Origin of the sequence: Amycolatopsis nivea, assembly GCF_004522235.1 — a bacterium.
In the GTDB taxonomy this organism is placed as follows: domain Bacteria; phylum Actinomycetota; class Actinomycetes; order Mycobacteriales; family Pseudonocardiaceae; genus Amycolatopsis; species Amycolatopsis nivea.
Genome location: NZ_SDLT01000002.1, coordinates 169482 through 186606, shown reverse-complemented (window position 1 = coordinate 186606; position 17125 = coordinate 169482). Strand labels below are relative to the sequence as shown.

Genomic DNA, 17125 nt, shown 5'->3' with positions numbered 1-17125 from the left:
TGACGGCTAACCGACCTTCTGTAAACGGAAAGTCACCGAGCGTCCCAGTTCGCTTGAACCCGGTCCGGCGCGGGCGGGTCAGCCGCGGACCGCCCGAAGATCGACTGTGTGCCGGTACCAGGTCCGCCGGGTGACCTCGCGCTCCTGCGGTACACCGTCGATGACCAGCGAAGACGTCGGCAGGCAGCCGAGCTGGAAGGCGCGGCCGCGGAATGTCGAGGACCGTTTGACGAGCTTGCCGCGGGTGATTCGGGCGGTCACCCCTGAGTCGTCCGGTGCGACCTCGATGCCGGAAACCGAACCGTCGAAAGCCACCTGTTCGTCGCAATACGCCTGGCCCTTGACATCGCGCAAGGTCGCGTGCCCGAGGAGCACGCCGCCGGTGTCGTCGCGCACGAGGGAGGTTTCGGCGTCCTCACCCTTCCAGGCGAGCGCGAACGCCTCGTCCGGGTCCGCGGGCAGCCGCCAGTGCGCGGCGACGCGAGAGCCGGACTCCGTGGCCACGAAACCGACGGACACGCCCGGGAGGACTTCGCGGCGCATGAGACGCACCACCACGGCGGCGAGGTCGGCGTCGGAGCCCAGCACGACGAGCCGGTCGTGTTCCCCCAGCAAGGGGTCGATTTCCGCCTTGCCGGGACGGTGCCCGGCGTGCACCAGCGGGACGTCGCCGAGCCGCGCGGGGAGATCCGCCGCGGCGCCGCAGGCCACCACTATTCCGCGCACTCCGGCGTCCTCCGTTAAAGTCATGCACCGGCATTTACCAGCGCCACCCGTGTCCCCGTCCGGGGTCACTATTCCTATTGCCGAACACCTGGAGTGTCACATGCCGGCCATCGTGCTGATCGGTGCCCAGTGGGGGGACGAGGGCAAGGGCAAGGCCACCGACCTGCTCGGCGACCGCGTCCAGTGGGTCGTCCGCTACCAGGGCGGCAACAACGCGGGCCACACGGTCGTGCTGCCGAACGGCGAGAACTTCGCGCTGCACCTCATCCCGTCGGGGATCCTGACGCCGGGCGTGACGAACGTCATCGGCAACGGCGTGGTCATCGACCCCGGCGTCCTGCTGGACGAGCTGGCGGGTCTCGAGGAGCGCGACGTCGACACCAGCAAGCTGCTGATCTCGGCCGACGCGCACTTGATCATGCCGTACCACGTGGCGATCGACAAAGTCACCGAGCGCTACCTCGGCAGCCGCAAGATCGGCACCACCGGCCGCGGCATCGGCCCGTGCTACCAGGACAAGATCGCCCGTGTCGGCGTCCGCGTGCAGGACCTGCTCGACGAGAAGATCTTCCGCCAGAAGGTCGAGGCGGCACTGGAGTTCAAGAACCAGGTGCTGGTCAAGGTCTACAACCGCAAGGCGCTCGACGCCGACCAGGTCGCCGACGAGGTCCTCGCGGCGGGCGAGAAGTTCGCGCACCGCATCGCCGACACGCGGCTGCAGCTGAACCAGGCCCTGGAGCGCGGCGAGACGGTGCTGCTGGAGGGCTCGCAGGGCACGCTGCTCGACGTGGACCACGGCACGTACCCGTTCGTCACGTCGTCGAACCCGACGTCCGGCGGCGCGAGCGCGGGTTCGGGCATCGGCCCGGGCCGCATCACGACCGTGCTGGGCATCCTGAAGGCGTACACGACGCGCGTCGGCTCCGGCCCGTTCCCGACCGAACTGGACGACGAGTCCGGCGAGTACCTGCGCAAGCAGGGCGGCGAGTTCGGCGTCACCACCGGCCGCTCCCGGCGCACCGGCTGGTTCGACGCGGTGATCGCCCGCTACGCGGTGCGGGTCAACGGCATCACCGACTACTTCCTGACCAAGCTGGACGTGCTGTCCGGCCTGGAGAAGGTCCCGGTGTGCGTCGGCTACGAGGTGGACGGCTTCCGCACCTCGGACATGCCGATGACCCAGACCGACGTGCACCACGCGGTCCCGATCTACGAAGAGCTGCCGGGCTGGTTCGAGGACATCTCGAACTGCCGCACGTACGACGAGCTGCCCGCCAACGCGCGGGCTTACGTCGAGCGGATCGAGGAACTGTCGGGCGCGCGGGTCTCGGCGATCGGCGTCGGCCCCGGGCGGGAGCAGACGATCGTGCGGCACGAGTTCGCCTGATCTTTCGGTTGGAGCGGCCAGGCTGGTTTCGTACCGGCCTGGCCGTTTTGCTTAGCTAACCGTTGTGGTGACTGGGGTTTGATTGCGGAAGAGGTCGAGTACCGGGCAGTGCTCGTCCACCGCGCGACGGAGTCGTTCGTAGGCTTCGGGTCCGGCCGGGCCGTCGAGTTCCACGGATACCCGCACGTCGCTGAAGCCAGGACGAGTCGATTCGTCGAAGCCGAAGAAGCCGTGCAGGTCGAGGTCGCCGTCCACTTTGACGCGCACCGCGTCGAGCGGAATGCCGAGGCGCGCGGCCCAGAACTGGTACGTGATCACCTGGCAGGACCCGAGCGCGGCCAGCGCGTACTCGACCGGGTTCGCCGCCTGGTCGGTGCCGCCGAGCGCGGGCGGTTCGTCGACGGTGAACGCGTGGTCGCGCACCCGGACGTCCACCACGGTCGCGGTGTTCGCGGCCAGCGCGTGGTCGACGCTGAACGACACCGCCGCGTTGTGCCGGTCCGTCTGCACGGCCTGGCGGGTGCCGTCGATGACGTCGGTCAGTGACATCGGTCCTCCTGGAGTCGTCGGGCGTCCAGGGTGCGGGTCGGCCCGGTCGACGGACAGGGGCTCTCGTCGGCTGAGAATCCGGCTGGCACAAAGCCGCGCGGTTGTTCCGGCTGGTGAGAAACCGGTGGTGCGCCTGAATAATTTGAAGGCATGAGCGTCGGACTGACTTTGCCCGCACTTCCGCGGGAAAACATCACCGTGACCGAAGTGCTGGACCAGGCGCGGGAGGCGGAGGAGGCGGGCGCGGCGTCGATCTGGTTCGCCCAATTGCCCTGGGGTCCCGACGCGCTGGCGGTGGCCGCGCTGGCGGGCCAGGTGACGTCGCGAGTCGAGATCGGCACCTCCGTCGTGCCGATTTATCCGCGGCACCCGCTGGTCTTGGCGGCCGCCGCACGCACCGCGAGCGAGGCGTCCGGCGGGCGGTTCACGCTCGGCATCGGCCTTGGCGCGAAGAACTTCCTCGAACCCGTCTACGGCACGCCGTATCCGCCGCCGGTGCGGCACCTGCGCGAATACCTGACCGTCTTGCGGGCGCTGTTCGCCGGAGAACAGGTCGACTTCACCGGCTCGACGGTGGAGGCGCACCTGCCGGAGCCGGCGTCAGCCACCCCGGTGTCGGTTCTCGTCGCCGCGATGGGCCCGCAGGCGTTGCGCGTCACCGGGGAACTGGCCGACGGCACGCTGCCGTACTTGGCCAGCCCGCGGGCTATCGCGAACCTGATCGTGCCCGGGATCGGCCCGGGCAAGCGGGTGATCGCGGCTGTCCCGGCCGTGGTGACCAGCGACGTCGACGCGGTGCGCGAAATCGCGGCACAGCAACTCGGGTTCTACGGCTCGATCCCGTCGTACCAGCGCATCCTGAAGGAGGGCGGCGTCGAAAACGCGGCGGAGTTGGTGCTGATCGGCGACGAGGAGACCGTCGCCGCCGGCGTGCAGCGCTACTTCGACGCAGGCGCGACCGACGTGCTGCTCACCCAGACCGCCCTGCACACCGACGAAGACCGACGGCGGACTTGGCGCCTGACGGGCGAGCTCAACTCATCCGGTTCGTGAGGGTTGTCGTTACGGACATTTCCTCCAGGTCGAGTTCGCGCAGGACCTTCTGCAGAACGTCGTCGTCAAGGCGGCCAGCGCGGTTCTCCTCGATCATCGCCGCCCGCTGGGTGATGAGGAGTTCCCGTCGTGCCTTGGCGAACTGCGCCTGCGGACTGTCACGACGCTCCTCGCCGGACAGCGTGATCGCGGCCTGCGCGAACCGATAACGGGTGTCCACCACGCGTTCCAGCCGTTGCTCGAGCCGCTTCATCTTCTCCGGCTCAATGTCTAAAGTGGACAGTTGGTCGCGAGCAAGCTCGCGCAACCGCTCGTGCGCGGCTTTCTGCGCGACCTTGCGCGCGGCCAGCTCCTCGGCCTGGTCGCGCGCGTCCTCGTCCGGGTCCTGAACTTTGAGCAGCCGAATCAGTGGCGGCAGCGTGAGCCCCTGGATCAGCACAGTCCCGACCGCGACGGCGAACGCGAACAGCTGGATCTCCGCGCGCCCAGGCGTATCCGCAGGCACCCCAGACGCGGCGGCGATGGTGACGACGCCACGCATGCCGGTCCAGGAGATCACCGCGAGCGACCGCCAAGCGGGCGGATCGTGCCGAGTGCGTCTGAGCAGTTGCAGCGACCGCGGCAGATAGCTGGACAGGAAGACAGCCGGAATCCGAACGAACATCGTGGCGAGCAGCACGACGATCGCCGACAACGCGAGCGTCCCGTTGTCCCGCGCAGCATGCTGCGCCCCGTCAAGCACGAACGGCAGTTGCAGCGCCATCAACGCGAACACCAGCGCCTCGAGCATGACGTCGATCGACGCCCAGACAGACCGGTCCTGCACCCGCGTCGCCGGCGACGCCCGCAGCGACCGATGCCCGAGGAACAACCCGGCCGTGACGACCGCCAGCACCCCGGACCCGCTGAACTCGGCCCCGAACGGATGCAGGTGTTCCGCGGTGACGTACGCCGCGAACGGCACCACGATCCCGAACGCCGATTCGAGCAGCGGATCGTCCAGCCTCGTGCGGATCACCTCGACGACCCCGCCCGCGACCAGCCCGACCAGAATGCCGACCACCGTCGCGACGGCGAAGACCGCGAACCCGTGCCCGAGCGACCCGGCCGTCCCGACCACCGCCGCGAGCGCGACCTTGTACAGCGTGAGCGCGGCCGCGTCGTTGACCAGACTCTCGCCGGTGAGCACCGTCATCACCCCGCGCGGCAACCCCAGCCGCCGCCCGATCGCGACGGCGGTCACGGCATCCGGCGGAGACACGACCGCCCCGAGCACCAGCGCCGACGCCCACGGCAAATCAGGCAGCAGCAGGTGCACGACGAACGCGATCACGAACGCGGTGGCCACCACGAGCAGCACGCCGAGCGTGATGATCGGCCGCAAGTTCGCACGAAAGTGGGAGATCGAACTCTCCAGCGACGTCGAGTACAGCAACGGCGGCAACACGACGGTCAGGATCAGCTCGGGCTCCAGCTCGACCCGCGGAACGCCGGGAATCAACGCGATCCCCAGCCCGACCACCACGATGAGCAGCGGCGCGGACAGGTTGAACCGCCGAGCGACCGCGGTCAGCCCCAGCGACCCGGCGAGCACGCCGACCAGCGTCAAGGTCTCCATGCTTCGCATCTTGACTCATGGATCAGGCGAGGCGCGGATGGCGTGGGTTCGTGTCGGACTCCCTTCGGGGTGCGGCGGATGGGTGGGTGGTGGGCGGCTTGTTTGGTGGGCCGCGTGGAGCGTTGGTGAGTGGGATGGGCATGGCGCTTTCCGGTGCGTCGGTGGTCGGCGGGTGTTGGCGGCGGACGTGGATCGGTGGCGGGTGCCGGGCTTGCTGTTTGGAGGGCGGTGCCCACGGGTCAGTCAGCGGGTGGCCGCGGTGGTTGGGGGACGGCGATGGTTGGGCAGCGGGGTGCCTCCGGAAGGGTCGTGGGCTCGCAATGGCCGCCTAGCGTTGCCGCGGAGGCAGGTGGCCGGGCTCGTCGGTCGGTAGGCGATGCAGAGGTCGGGCAGCGGCGGGCGAGGTCGCCTGATGGCACCGCGCGAATGGTGGACGTGCGGCACCGAGGAAGCCGGGCTGACGGAGGCTGCGACGCGGTGGCGGTCGGTTCACCTCGCCGCAGGACGGGCTCGTGGTCGGTGCGCGATGGTTCGGCGAACGGCTGGTTCTGCTCGCGGACTCCGGTCAGGTGCTCGGCGGTGCAGCGATGCGGGACCAGCTCCGTCGGGTGGAGTGGTGCCGGACGACGGTGGGGCATTGGCGAACGCACCGCCGCCGAACGCACCGCTGCTGAATGGAGAGATGCAGGACCAAGCGCTGTTGGGTGGCGCGGCACCGGACGACTGCGCAGCCGACCTCGGAGTGTTGTCGAGCGGAGCGGTGCCGGACGAACGTGGAGCACCGCCGAACAGAGCATCGCCGAACGGAACCCTGCCGATGGGAGCGCCTCCGAAGGGAGTCGTGCCGATGGGAGCGTCGCCGAAGGGAGCCTTGCCGAACAGAGCATCGTCGAAGGGAGCGCTGCCGAAGGGTGCCCCGCCGAACGGAGCGCTGCCGAAGGGCGCGCCGCCGAACGGAGCCATGCCGAACGGAGCCATGCCGAACAGAGCACCGCCGAACAGAGCACCGCCGAACAGAGCCCTGCCGGAGGAGGCGCCGCCGAAGGGAGTCCTGCCGAACGGAGCGTCGTCGAAGCGAGCCGCGTCGGACGGGACGGCATCGGGTGGAGAGCGGTCGTCCGTCGCGAGAGCCCTCTGGATTAGCCGAGTTCCTTCAGTTCCTTTTCCACCGCGGCCAATTCCTCCGCCGAACCTTGTACCTTCGGGCCGGTGAACCACTTCCGTGCCGACAACACCCACCACAGGGCTGCTCCGCCCAGGACTACCAGGAAGGCGATCGGCGTGTAGTTGAACGTGTCGACCGTGATCGGGCTTGCTTGGGGCAGCATGAAGAGCACGAAAATCACCACGACCCACACCGTCGCGACGATGCCGATGGGTTTGCCCCAGCGGCCCAGGTTCCATGGGCCCTTCTCGAAGCTGTCGCCGCGGCGGACGCGGAGGAAGACCGGGATCACGTAGGCGACGTACAGGCCCACCGTCGCGATCGAGGTGACTGCTGCGTAAGCCGTCGCGCTCCACAGGTACGGCAGTGCTAGCACCAACGCTCCGCCCGCTGCTAGCCATACTGCGTTGGTTGGGGTCTGGGTTCGTTTGTTGATGTTGTGCCAGATCTTCGAGCCCGGGATCGCGCCGTCGCGGGCGAAGGCGTAGATCATGCGGGAGTTCGCGGTCACGGAGGCCATGCCGCAGAACAGTTGGGCGCCGATGCAGATCAGGAGCAGGAATTTGCCGGTCACCGCGCCGGTCGCGTCGATGAAGATCTGGGCTGGCGGGACGCCGGTCGCCGAGTTGACGGCTCCGTCGTAGTCCTGGATCGCGAACGTCAGGCCGATCAGCAGGATCCAGCCCGCGACCAGTGACACGAGGATCGAGTTGATGATTCCGCGCGGGCCCGCTTTCGCGGCGTTCTTGGTTTCCTCCGTCATGTGTGCCGAGGCGTCGTAGCCGGTCAAGGTGTACTGCGCCAGCAGCAAACCGAGCAAGAACACGTACGGCGCGGAACCCCAGCCGGTTTGGTTCACGAAGCTGCCGAAGACGAACGACGCTTCCTGATGCTTCGCCGGCACGAACACGAGCACGCCCACGATCACCAGCACGCCAACGAGATGCCACCACACGCTGACGCTGTTCAGCACCGCCACCACTCGCACGCCGAAGGTGTTCAGCACCCCGTGCACGACAAGAATGATGGCCAGCAACAGAATCGTGTGGCCCGGCGTCGCGCTGAAACCCCACTGCAGATCGAGGAACGCGTTGAGGAAAAGCGCGGCTCCGAAGTCGATGCCCGCGGTGACCGCGATCTGTCCGATCAGGTTGAACCAGCCGGTGAACCACGACCACGCCGGGCCGTTGCGGGTCGCCAGTTTCGCGGCCCAGTAATACAGTCCTCCCGCGGTCGGGTAGCTCGAGCACACCTCCGCCATGCCAAGCCCTACCAGCACCACGAACAGTCCGACCAGCGGCCAGCCCCAGATCATCGCCGCCGGGCCGCCGGTTTTCATGCCGAAGCCGTACAGCGTGAGGCAGCCGGACAGGATCGAGATGATCGTGAACGACACGGCGAAGTTCGAGAACGCCGACATCGTGCGTTTGAGTTCCTGCGCGTAGCCGAGCGCGTGCAGGCGAGCGCTGTCTTCGTCGGGTTGTCCGGTCTGCTGGTCGGAGACATCCATCGGGCACCCACCTGAAAGGTATGCGGACAGACCATTGAGAGTGCGCAGAAGTTAGCCCTCTCCGTTCACGGGTGTCAAGGTTTCGCTGGTCGCTGGGCGGAAGCTCCTCCGAACGGCGCAGGGCGGTTCGGGTCTGAGTGATCAACATGAATCCAGTATCTCGAACGGATGTTCGAAAGCGCATCACTCGAACCGGTCTTTTATGGGTGACCGAGCGCGCAGGCCATGATCAGCGAGTGAATGCCGAAGAGCTGGTCGCGATCGAGCTGGCCGACGAAGAACGCGAAGTGCTGCGTTGCGGACTGGCTGAGTGGGGCGGGCCAGCGCATTGCACTGAGGCGCTCGCAGTGGCGATGGGCTTCCAGAGCGTGGCTGATGTGCACGAGGACGGGCGCCGTCTACGGGCAGCACTCATCGCTGGCGATCCGCTCAGCGCTGGGGACTGGCGGCGGATAGTGGTGGCTACCGAAATTGTCTTCGCCAGCGACGTGTTCGGCTCCGGCATGGACTGGTCGATAACCACCGGCTTCTCGGACGAGGAGACGATCGTGATCCTGCGGCGGTTGCAGCGAAAAATCTCTCTTGCGCTTCGCCGCGCACTCCACCGTCGCGATGATTGAGCGGCGCGAAAAAGCCCGCCGGAGACGCGAACGTCCCGGCGGGCTGGGAGAAACGAAGAAAAACTCAGCGACCGGCGAAGTCCCGCACCGATTCCAGCGCGGTATCCGGCTGGTCGGCGAAGAATCCGTCGACCCCGGCCTTCAGGAACGCCGCTTCCTCCGCGAACACGTTGCCGAACGCGCTCGGGCTCGCCGAGGAGCGCAGGTTCGCCGGAAGGAACGGGTTTTCGTTGCGGAAGGTGTAGGGCTGCACCTCAAGACCGGCGCGGTGCGCGTCGGCGATCAGGGTGGTCGGCTTGCCGAGGTTGTCCTGCGCGTCGCGCGGGATGATCTGGCCCTTCTCCGGGCCGAGGTACTTCGCGTACTTCGCGATCTCGCGCAGGCCGGCGGGCGTGATCAGGTCGGCGTACGTGCGCTTGTCGCCCTTCGCGACGAAGTCGGCGGGAGCGCCCTTCGCCTCGGTCAGCTGCAGCAGCGGCACCCGCACCTGCTTGTGCAGCTCCTGGAGGTTCGACACCTCGAACGACTGGATGATCACCGGCGCGTTCGGCCGGTTCAGGCCGTTGCGGTTGAGGATCGACACCAGCTTCGGTTCGGTCGGGTTGCCGATCGAGCTGAAGTACGTCGAGTGCTTGACCTCCGGGTAGGTGCCCAGCGTCCGGTGCAGCTCGCGGCCGAGCCGCCGGGTCAGGTCGAGCACCTCCTGGTAGGTGGCGATCCGGTAGCGGCCGTCGTAAAGCTGGTTGTTCGGCCGGTTCTGCGGGATCCGCTCCTTCGCGTAGAGCGTCTTCAGCTCGGCGAGGGTGAAGTCCTCGGTGAACCAGCCGGTCATCTTTGTTCCGTCGATGACCTTCGTGGTCTTGCGCGAGGCGAACTCCGGGTGGGCCGCGACGTCGGTGGTGCCGCCGATCTCCGGCTCGTGCCGGGCGACGAGCTGGCCGTCCTTGGTCGGCACCAGGTCGACGTCGACGTAGTCCACGCCCATCCGGTAGGCGAGTTCGTACGACGCGAGCGTGTGCTCCGGGCGGTAGCCGGGCGCGCCCCGGTGTCCGACGATCACCGGGCCATCGTGCCGGGGACCGTGCGCGGCCGCACCCGCGGCCGTCTCCTCGCTCGCGGAGGCCGGGCCGATCGCGAGACCCGCGACGCCAAGCAGGGCCAGACCGGACAGGGCGAGCACGCCGAGGCGTTTGCGCTTCATGGGGGGACCTTTCTCTACCGGGCGATCCGCAGCTCGCCACGACTACCGCGTCACCCTCACCGCCGCAAGCGTCGGGCGCGCGGCACCAGCCGGACGGGCGGTTGACAACCGGGTAAACGGTGGATGGCGGGCGAATCCGGACACCCGGGCGACCGGCACCGGACCAGTCGTCCATCTGGTCCGGGCCGGGGTCGCGGACGGCGCGCTGCCGCGGCGCGACACGCACCGTTACGCTGTCCGGCGTGCGCGTACTGGTAATCGGCTCCGGCGCCCGGGAGCATGCACTCGTCCTCGCGGTGGCAGGCGACCCCGCGGTCACGGCGCTCGCTTGCGCCCCCGGCAATGCCGGCACGACTGCGGTCGCGGAGCAGCTCGGGGTCGAGCTCGCCGAGCCGGAGGCCGTCGCTGCCCTGGCCAAGGAATGGAAGGCCGATCTCGTCGTGATCGGGCCGGAGGTGCCGCTCGTCGCGGGCGTCGCCGACGCGGTGCGCGACGCTGGCATCGCCTGCTTCGGACCGTCTGCCGCGGCTGCGCGCATCGAGGGGTCGAAGGCGTTCGCGAAGGACGTCATGGCGGCCGCGAAGGTGCCGACAGCCCGCAGTGAGGTCGTCGACACTCCCGCGCGCCTCGACGCCGCGCTTCAACGCTTCGGGCCCACCTGGGTCGTGAAGGACGACGGTCTCGCCGCCGGCAAGGGCGTGGTTGTGACCCAGGACGTCGAGGTCGCGCGCAAGCACGCGCTGATGCTGCTCGACGGCGGCCACCCGGTCCTCCTGGAGTCCTTTTTGGACGGCCCGGAGGCCTCGCTGTTCTGCTTCGTCGACGGCCGCACCGTGGTGCCGATGCTGCCCGCGCAGGACTTCAAGCGCGTCGGCGACGGCGACACCGGCCCGAACACCGGCGGCATGGGTGCGTACGCGCCGCTGCCGTGGGCACCGGCCGACCTGGTGGACGACGTCGTCGCGCGGGTTGTGCAGCCGGTGGTGGACGAGCTCGCCGACCGGGGCAGCCCCTTCTCCGGCCTGCTCTACGCCGGTCTCGCGCTCACCTCGGAAGGCCCGCAGGTGATCGAGTTCAACTGCCGCTTCGGCGACCCCGAGACGCAGGTCGTGCTGGCGCTGCTGCGTACGTCGCTGGCGACCGTGCTGAACGCGACGGCCACCGGGAAGCTGGCTGAGCTGCCGCCGCTGGAGTGGTCGGGCGGGGCCGCGGTCACCGTCGTGATCGCCGCCGACGGGTACCCGGGCAAGCCGCGCACTGGTGACGTCATCACCGGCGGAGAGATCGAAGGCGTGCTTCACGCGGGTACGCGGCGTCGCGACGACGGTGCGGTGATCTCGGCTGGCGGACGCGTGCTGTCCGTCGTCGGCACTGGTAAGACGCTTAAGGCGGCGCGTAAGCACGCGTACGAGACTGTCGAGCGCGTACACCTCGCTGGCTCGCACCATCGCACCGATATCGCACTGCGCGCGGCCAACGGGGAAGTAAGCGCTCCCGTCTAAGCAGCTTCTCCACGAAGTTCGCCTCGGGTTCACGCGCCGGTTGGTAGCCTCGAAACGGGTCCGTACGGTCACTGTCCGTATCACGGGAGGGGTTAGCGCATGCCGGGAAGCACACCGCTCACCGACCTGGCTTCGTCGGTTCCGGCAGCGCCGGGCGTGGCGGACATCGTGGTCGAGCCGGCGAAGCTGCTCGAGGTCGCGCGAGTGGTCGACGAGCAGGTCAGCGCGCTCGAAGACAAGCTCCTCACGCGGCTGGGCGAGCTGCGCGTCGACACTCCTTCGTCGGACACGGTGAGCGTCAACGCGATGGCCGCGTGGAACACCGTCGTCGCCGAAGGTGATCAGTCGTACGCCGCGCAGGTGCGCGCGTACGTCGCCAACCTGCACAAGCTTGTCGGACAGCTGCGCGAAGCAGCGAAGACGTACGAGGCCAGCGACGCGGACAAGGCTGCGGCGTTCGGGGACCGCGGTGCGCACGGCATCCACTAAGCCGCTCCTCGCCGTCGTCGCGGTGCTCGGGGTCGCGGGCTGCTCGTCAGGCGAGCAAGGCACCGCGTACCCCGTACAGCCCGCGATGAGTTCCCTGGCGCAGCAGACGAAAGCGGCCGCATTGCCGCCGCGGCCGTCGGACTTGCCGATCGCCGGTACCGATCCGTGCGACCTGCTGGGGCAGGCGCAGCTCGACCTGCTGAAGGTCACGAGCGTGCCGCGCAAGGCCGCCGACCCGAAGGACGGGCCCACCTGCGTGTTCGATTCGGACAAGACCGAGCCGTTCCACGCGCTGCACCTGCGGATCGTCAACGCGGACGTGCAGGAGTGGCTCACCGGATCGCGGCGCAAGAACAGCATGACCACCGCGGCCACCAGCGTCGAGGGCTATCCGGCGATCACGAACTACCGCGCGGCGGGCACCCCCGCCGACTGCGAGGTGCTCGTCGGCGTCGCCGCGGGCCAGACCATGGCGGCACAGGAGTTCGCGGTCACCGCGGGCGCGTTCAGCCAGCCGCAGTTGTGCGACATCGCCACCCAGGCCGCCGGCCTGGCCGTGCAGGGCCTGAAGAACCGGACCTAGGGAGGGCGCGTGGAGATCTCCGAACTCGCGGGCAGGATCCGCGACCACCGTTTCGACGGGTGGACCGACACCGCCATCGCCGACGAGATCGAGAAGTTCGGCACCGGCGACGGCATCGCCAGCATCGCCACCGCGGTCGAGGCGCTGCGGGAAATCGCGACCGCGCTCGCGAGCACCGACCACACGCTGCGCGACCAGCTGGCGAAGCTCGGCGTCGAGTGGCAGAGCCAGGCGGGCGGACAGGCCGGGCAGGTCCTGTCGGACCAGGCTGGCTTCTCGCAGGACGCGATGCAGAAGGTCACGCACACCGCGGAAATGCTTTTCGCGCAAGGGGAAGCGTTCAACCGCACCAAGTACAAGCTGCCCGACCCGGCCGCGGTGCGCAAAGGCGCGGAGAGCCTCACGCTCGTCGATTCGGTGGCGAGCTTCCTCGGGTTCGAGACCGATCACGCGGCTCAGGTGCAGGCGGCGGACAACGCGCGCGGCCAGGCGGTCGAGGCGTTGAACGCCTACGCCCAGCAGAGCGGCGAAAACCTGCTGTCCACCGAACCGTTGAGCCAGCCGCAGTCGCTCGCGATGGTCCAGCCTGGCAGCGGTCCGAGCCCGGTTGACCGCGCGGCCGCGGCGGTCGAGGTGACGCCGGACGGTCAGGTGCAGCCCGCCGCGGCGTCGGTGAAATCGCAGTACGTTCCCCCGCCGCCGCCTCCGGCCCCGCCGGTCGTGGATCCGCCGACGCCCGCGTACGGCACGGCTTCGCAGGCACCGGCTCCTCGGCCGGTCGCGCCGGTGGTCGCGGCCAGCTACGTGCCGCCGTCCTCGCCGCCTCCTGCGGGCTGGGAGAAGGGACCGGCGCCGCACGGCAATCCGCCGCGCTCGGTCGGTTCGGCCAACGGGCCGGGAATCCCCAGCGCGCCAAGCACTTCGGGTGGTTCAGGCGCGACACGGGTTCCGGGCGGGCCCGGGCAGTCCGGCACATTCCTGCCGACTGGTCCGCGTGGGACGAGCAGCGGATCCGAGAGCGGTCCGGTTAGCCGCGGAACCGTGGGCAGTTCCGAAAGCCTTGGCGGCGCAAGCGGATCCGGTCGTTCAGCGGTCGGTGGCCAGGGCGGAAACCTCGGCGGTGCCGCGGGCGGCAGCTATCCCGGCAGTGGGCAGGAAAACCAAGCGCTGCAACGAGGTCGTCTGGTCGGCAGTGTCCCGCAGGCACCGGTGCCGCCCGTCGCCGAAACCCCCGGCAACGCCCCGGCCCCGCGTGCGGGTGGCGCGTCTGCCGGAGAAATCGGGGCAGGCGCCGCTGCTTTGGGCGCGGGAGTGGCCGGTGGCGCGCTTTCCAGCGACCGCGAACGGCAAGGCCGCGGGCAAGACGGTCAGCCGAAGGGCCCGGTCCGGCCGTTGCCGGTGGACGAGCTTCCCGAGGAAGAAGCCGTCGCACTGCGGAAAGCCGAGCAGATCGCGCCGAAATCGGGCGGCGGCGACGCCAAGTACCTCTCCGAAGCCGCGCCGCAGGAAAGCGACGACGAGCACGTGCGCCGCTTCGGCGTCGACGACAAGGACCTGTTCGCCGACGGCCGGATGGTGACGCGCGACGTCCTCGGCGACGGCACGGGAGACGTGCGCCGGCCGTGAACCTGGTACTGACCGCCCTCGAATTCGATGTGCTGTGGGAATCGCTGGACCTGGGTGGGCGTCCGGCCGCGCTCGCGGTTCCGTCGCCCGGGCGCACGCACACCGAACGGGCCGAACTGATCGAGTCCGTCTGGGATTCGCTCGCGCAGCGACGGCTGGCGCGCGGCCGCCGTCCTTCCGGGACAGTGCTCGACCAACTGCATTTGCTGGCGCGTCCGCGGGAAGCTCTGGACGTCTGGGTGTGGGCGGACCGCGAGATCCGCGGGCGCGCGGTGAGCCGGGGCAGCCAAGCCGTGCTCGCGGTGGTCGACCGGGACGAGGTGTGGCTGATCCCCGCCGACGCCAGCGCGCTGGCCGACGCCGCGGTGACGGTGGCCGGATCGCTCGACCCAGGCGTCGGCCAGTCGGTCTCGGTACCGCACAGCACGCTCGTCGCCGCCGACGCGGCTGCCGCGGGTGATCCGAAAGCGCTGGTCACGGCCTTGGAAGACCGGGGCGTGGCGTTGTGGGAAGCGCAGGAACTGGCGGGCATGCTGATGGGACAGGCGGCCCGCGGCCAGTTCTGCGCGGAACGGGTCCTGCGGGACGGCACGGTGCGCCGCTCGCCGCACGTGGCGGCGTTCTACGACACCGATTCGGGGCGGTATCTGTTCCAGCTCACCGACGATTCGGACGGGCACACCTGGGCGACAGTGAGCCCGGCGGACAACGCGGTGCTGGCGGAGCGGGTGCGGGAGTTGCAAGCCGCGATTTGAGTCAGCCGCGGGGTTTGATTGCGTTGACTACCACATCGAGCACTCGTCGTGCGGAATCGCAGTTCTTCGCACCGGATGAGGTGGTAGTCGTTCCCGCGAACACGTTGAGCCGGTCCCACCATCCAGGCTCGTGCTGCGGGAACGTCCACGCCAGGACACACGAATCGCCCTCCTGCTTGACGGTAAGATACGAGTCCCCGACTTTGGTGGCGTTCTCGTCCGGCACCGTCACGTGCATTTTTCCCAGCAGGTAGTTATTGCGGCCCTGCCAGTTGCACTCGTGTAACCCGTGTCCTTCGCTACGCAGTGTTTCCGAGGTAGCGTCTTGCAGCGGTTTCTTCAACGCGGGCGCGCACAAATCGGCTTCCCGAAGGGTCTTAGCGACATTAGGATACGGCGCCGGATTGTCGCGCAGCTTGGCGAGCAGCACGTTCATCGCCTCCTGCGCGATACCGCAACTTGTTTGCGCGGTTCGGGTCGCCGATACTTCTATGCCGTAGTCGGGTATCGCCGGATTGCTGACCGCCAGTGAACAACTGTTCGATTCCTGGCTTTGGATCGCGTCCAGTGCGCCGACCTTGGTCGGTTGCCCTTTCTTGCCGGGCAGGAGAACGCTGAGTTGGAGCGACACGAACGAACTCCCGGAAATCTCCGCCGACCTGTCGAAGTAGAAACCGCACCGATCGTATTGCGGATCCGGGTCCGTCGTCGTGAGCAGCTTCCCGCTCTTCGGCAGCGAATTGGGCCCGAGGAGCGTGCATGGATCGACCCGGCGCAGTGCGGCTGCGCTCAGCGGATCCGGCGGCGGCACGCTGGTATTGGATGCAGCGGTCGCGGTGGGGTTGTCTTCGCGTTTCGTCAGAACCACGGTGGTCGCCACCGCCGCGAGAACCACTGCCGTCGCTGCCGCGACAGTTGGGATCAGCCACTTAGGACGCTTCCGCGGCTCCTTTGGTACCGGCAACGCGAGCGCAGTCCTCACCTCGGCCTGCTGCCGCTCGATCATCGTGTGCACCGCGGGCGGCCAAGGCGTCGCGGTGAGCTGGACCGAGCCGAGGAAGTCCAGGATCTGTGCCGTGTTCGGCCGTGCCTTTGGGTCCTTGGCTAGGCACGGTTCGACGAGCCGCCGCAGGTCCGGGTGCAGGTTGGTGAGGTCGGGAGCGCTGTGGACCACGTTGTAGAGAGTCTGCGGAGTGGACGCTCCGGCGAACGGTGCCCGCCCAGTTGCGGCCATCGTCACCAGGGCGCCGAATGAGAACACGTCGCTGGCAGGCGTCAGAGGAAGACCGTTCGCCTGCTCCGGCGACATGAACCCGGGCGAGCCGATGATTGACCCCGTGTGGGTGATGTCGGTGTCGCCTTCGGCGGCCCTGGCGATGCCGAAGTCGATGACCCGCGGACCATCCGCGGCGAGGAGGACGTTGCTGGGCTTGAGGTCCCGGTGGATCAGGCCGACCCGGTGGATCTCGGCGAGCGCCGACGCGAGACCGGTCGCGAGGTAGTGCACCGCGCTCAGCGGGAGCGGGCCAGCGGCGTCCACCGCTTCCTTGAGGGAGGGGCCCGCGACGAAGACCGAGGCGAGCCATGGCAGCGGAGCAACGGGATCGGCGTCCATCACGGCAGCGGTGTACGCGCCGGACACCATCCGTGAGGTTTCCACCTCGCGCTTGAACCGGGAGCGGAATCCCGGATCGTGTGCGAATGCCGGATGCACCTGCTTGACCGCGACGAGCCGCCCTTCCCTGGACACCCCGAGCAGCACCCGGCCCATTCCCCCTTCGCCCAGCGAAGCGATCAGACGGTAGCGCCCGAATTGTCGGGGTTCGCCGGGTGGCAACGGCTGCACTGAATACCCTCCATTCCCCGGTTGGGGCCCCTCGTGGTCGAGACGCGGGTGGAAGTCCGGGAGAACTGCACACGGCACGCGTCCGAAGTCTTAGAGTAAACAGGGGAACCGACCTGGTGAGCGGAGCGTCCGAACTGGTCGGGAAGCGAGTGTCGCGAAGGGGATGACGAACGGTGCCTGTCTACGACCCGGATTCCATGGCCATTGCCGCCAGGAACGTGGAGAAGCTGAAGGACGAGTTCGAAAAGTCCAAGAAGCACCTCACCGGCGTTGACGACGAGCCGGAAAGCCCGTTCGGCACGATGGGCGGCTCCAAGGACGTGCACGGCGCGGTCGGCACGTTCAAACAGGGCGTGCACAGCGAGTTCGACGCGGCCGGGAAGCTGATGGAGGCGACCAGCTTCATCATCAAGAAGGCCGCGGGGCTGATCCAGGAGACCGATCAGGTCCACAAGACCGACCTGACCGTCCACGAAGACCGCTGAGCAGGCACGA

Annotated in this window: 15 protein-coding genes; 9 read left to right on the top strand and 6 right to left on the bottom strand. The window is 68.6% G+C overall.

Annotated features, from left to right (window positions below):
- Window positions 1–78: 78 nt before the first annotated feature.
- Window positions 79–750, bottom strand: coding sequence for a hypothetical protein (locus EIZ44_RS03030; protein ID WP_240691211.1), 672 nt, complete (start codon window positions 748–750; stop codon window positions 79–81).
- Window positions 751–826: 76 nt separating this feature from the next.
- Here EIZ44_RS03030 and EIZ44_RS03025 point away from each other — a divergent pair, with 76 nt between their 5' ends.
- Window positions 827–2113 carry an adenylosuccinate synthase gene (locus EIZ44_RS03025; protein WP_037808782.1) on the top strand — a complete coding sequence of 429 codons (1287 nt, stop codon included), beginning with the start codon at window positions 827–829 and terminating at the stop codon, window positions 2111–2113.
- A gap of 51 nt (window positions 2114–2164) precedes the next feature.
- On the opposite strand, the gene EIZ44_RS03020 is transcribed toward EIZ44_RS03025, so the two are convergent.
- On the bottom strand, window positions 2165–2662 hold the full coding sequence (locus EIZ44_RS03020; protein WP_037808780.1) for an OsmC family protein: 498 nt from the start codon (window positions 2660–2662) through the stop codon (window positions 2165–2167).
- Between the two features lie 150 nt (window positions 2663–2812).
- Here EIZ44_RS03020 and EIZ44_RS03015 point away from each other — a divergent pair, with 150 nt between their 5' ends.
- Entirely contained in the window at window positions 2813–3715 is a 903-nt protein-coding gene (locus EIZ44_RS03015; RefSeq protein WP_043834744.1) for a TIGR03564 family F420-dependent LLM class oxidoreductase, read from the top strand.
- On the opposite strand, the gene EIZ44_RS03010 is transcribed toward EIZ44_RS03015, so the two are convergent.
- Both EIZ44_RS03010 and EIZ44_RS03005 read right to left on the bottom strand, forming a co-directional pair.
- Window positions 3696–5333: a Na+/H+ antiporter gene (locus tag EIZ44_RS03010; protein ID WP_043834743.1), complete on the bottom strand. Its 1638-nt coding sequence runs from the start codon at window positions 5331–5333 to the stop codon at window positions 3696–3698. The two genes, EIZ44_RS03015 and EIZ44_RS03010, sit on opposite strands and share 20 nt — an antisense overlap.
- Before the next feature lie 1139 nt (window positions 5334–6472).
- Window positions 6473–8008, bottom strand: a complete 1536-nt coding sequence (locus EIZ44_RS03005) for an amino acid permease (RefSeq protein ID WP_037808775.1) — start codon at window positions 8006–8008, stop codon at window positions 6473–6475.
- A gap of 236 nt (window positions 8009–8244) precedes the next feature.
- Between EIZ44_RS03005 and EIZ44_RS03000 the strand changes: the two genes are divergently transcribed.
- Entirely contained in the window at window positions 8245–8628 is a 384-nt protein-coding gene (locus tag EIZ44_RS03000) for a hypothetical protein (RefSeq protein WP_240691210.1), read from the top strand.
- Between the two features lie 64 nt (window positions 8629–8692).
- On the opposite strand, the gene EIZ44_RS02995 is transcribed toward EIZ44_RS03000, so the two are convergent.
- Window positions 8693–9829 (bottom strand): glycerophosphodiester phosphodiesterase, encoded by a 1137-nt coding sequence (locus EIZ44_RS02995; RefSeq protein WP_134727661.1) that lies wholly within the window; start codon window positions 9827–9829, stop codon window positions 8693–8695.
- A 242-nt stretch (window positions 9830–10071) separates the two neighbouring features.
- Between EIZ44_RS02995 and purD the strand changes: the two genes are divergently transcribed.
- The 5 genes from purD to EIZ44_RS02970 all read left to right on the top strand — a co-directional run bounded on the left by purD (window position 10072) and on the right by EIZ44_RS02970 (window position 14784).
- Entirely contained in the window at window positions 10072–11331 is a 1260-nt protein-coding gene (gene purD / locus EIZ44_RS02990; RefSeq protein WP_037808770.1) for a phosphoribosylamine--glycine ligase, read from the top strand.
- A 99-nt stretch (window positions 11332–11430) separates the two neighbouring features.
- On the top strand, window positions 11431–11820 hold the full coding sequence (locus EIZ44_RS02985) for a PE domain-containing protein (RefSeq protein ID WP_037354127.1): 390 nt from the start codon (window positions 11431–11433) through the stop codon (window positions 11818–11820).
- The gene (locus tag EIZ44_RS02980; RefSeq protein WP_051172556.1) at window positions 11801–12403 is read left to right on the top strand and encodes a DUF3558 domain-containing protein; all 603 of its coding nucleotides are present in this window, start codon (window positions 11801–11803) and stop codon (window positions 12401–12403) included. The genes EIZ44_RS02985 and EIZ44_RS02980 overlap by 20 nt, the downstream gene beginning before the upstream one ends.
- A 9-nt stretch (window positions 12404–12412) precedes the next feature.
- Window positions 12413–14029 (top strand): PPE domain-containing protein, encoded by a 1617-nt coding sequence (locus tag EIZ44_RS02975; protein WP_134727660.1) that lies wholly within the window; start codon window positions 12413–12415, stop codon window positions 14027–14029.
- Window positions 14026–14784: an ESX secretion-associated protein EspG gene (locus EIZ44_RS02970; protein ID WP_037808765.1), complete on the top strand. Its 759-nt coding sequence runs from the start codon at window positions 14026–14028 to the stop codon at window positions 14782–14784. Before EIZ44_RS02975 ends, EIZ44_RS02970 begins: the two co-directional genes overlap by 4 nt.
- A gap of 1 nt (window position 14785) precedes the next feature.
- Here the strand turns inward: EIZ44_RS02970 and EIZ44_RS02965 are convergent, their stop codons facing one another.
- The gene (locus EIZ44_RS02965; protein WP_134727659.1) at window positions 14786–16630 is read right to left on the bottom strand and encodes a serine/threonine-protein kinase; all 1845 of its coding nucleotides are present in this window, start codon (window positions 16628–16630) and stop codon (window positions 14786–14788) included.
- Window positions 16631–16803: 173 nt separating this feature from the next.
- On the opposite strand from EIZ44_RS02965, the gene EIZ44_RS02960 reads away from it, so the two are divergent.
- Window positions 16804–17115 carry a hypothetical protein gene (locus EIZ44_RS02960; RefSeq protein WP_037808762.1) on the top strand — a complete coding sequence of 104 codons (312 nt, stop codon included), beginning with the start codon at window positions 16804–16806 and terminating at the stop codon, window positions 17113–17115.
- The last annotated feature ends 10 nt before the right edge of the window (window positions 17116–17125 follow it).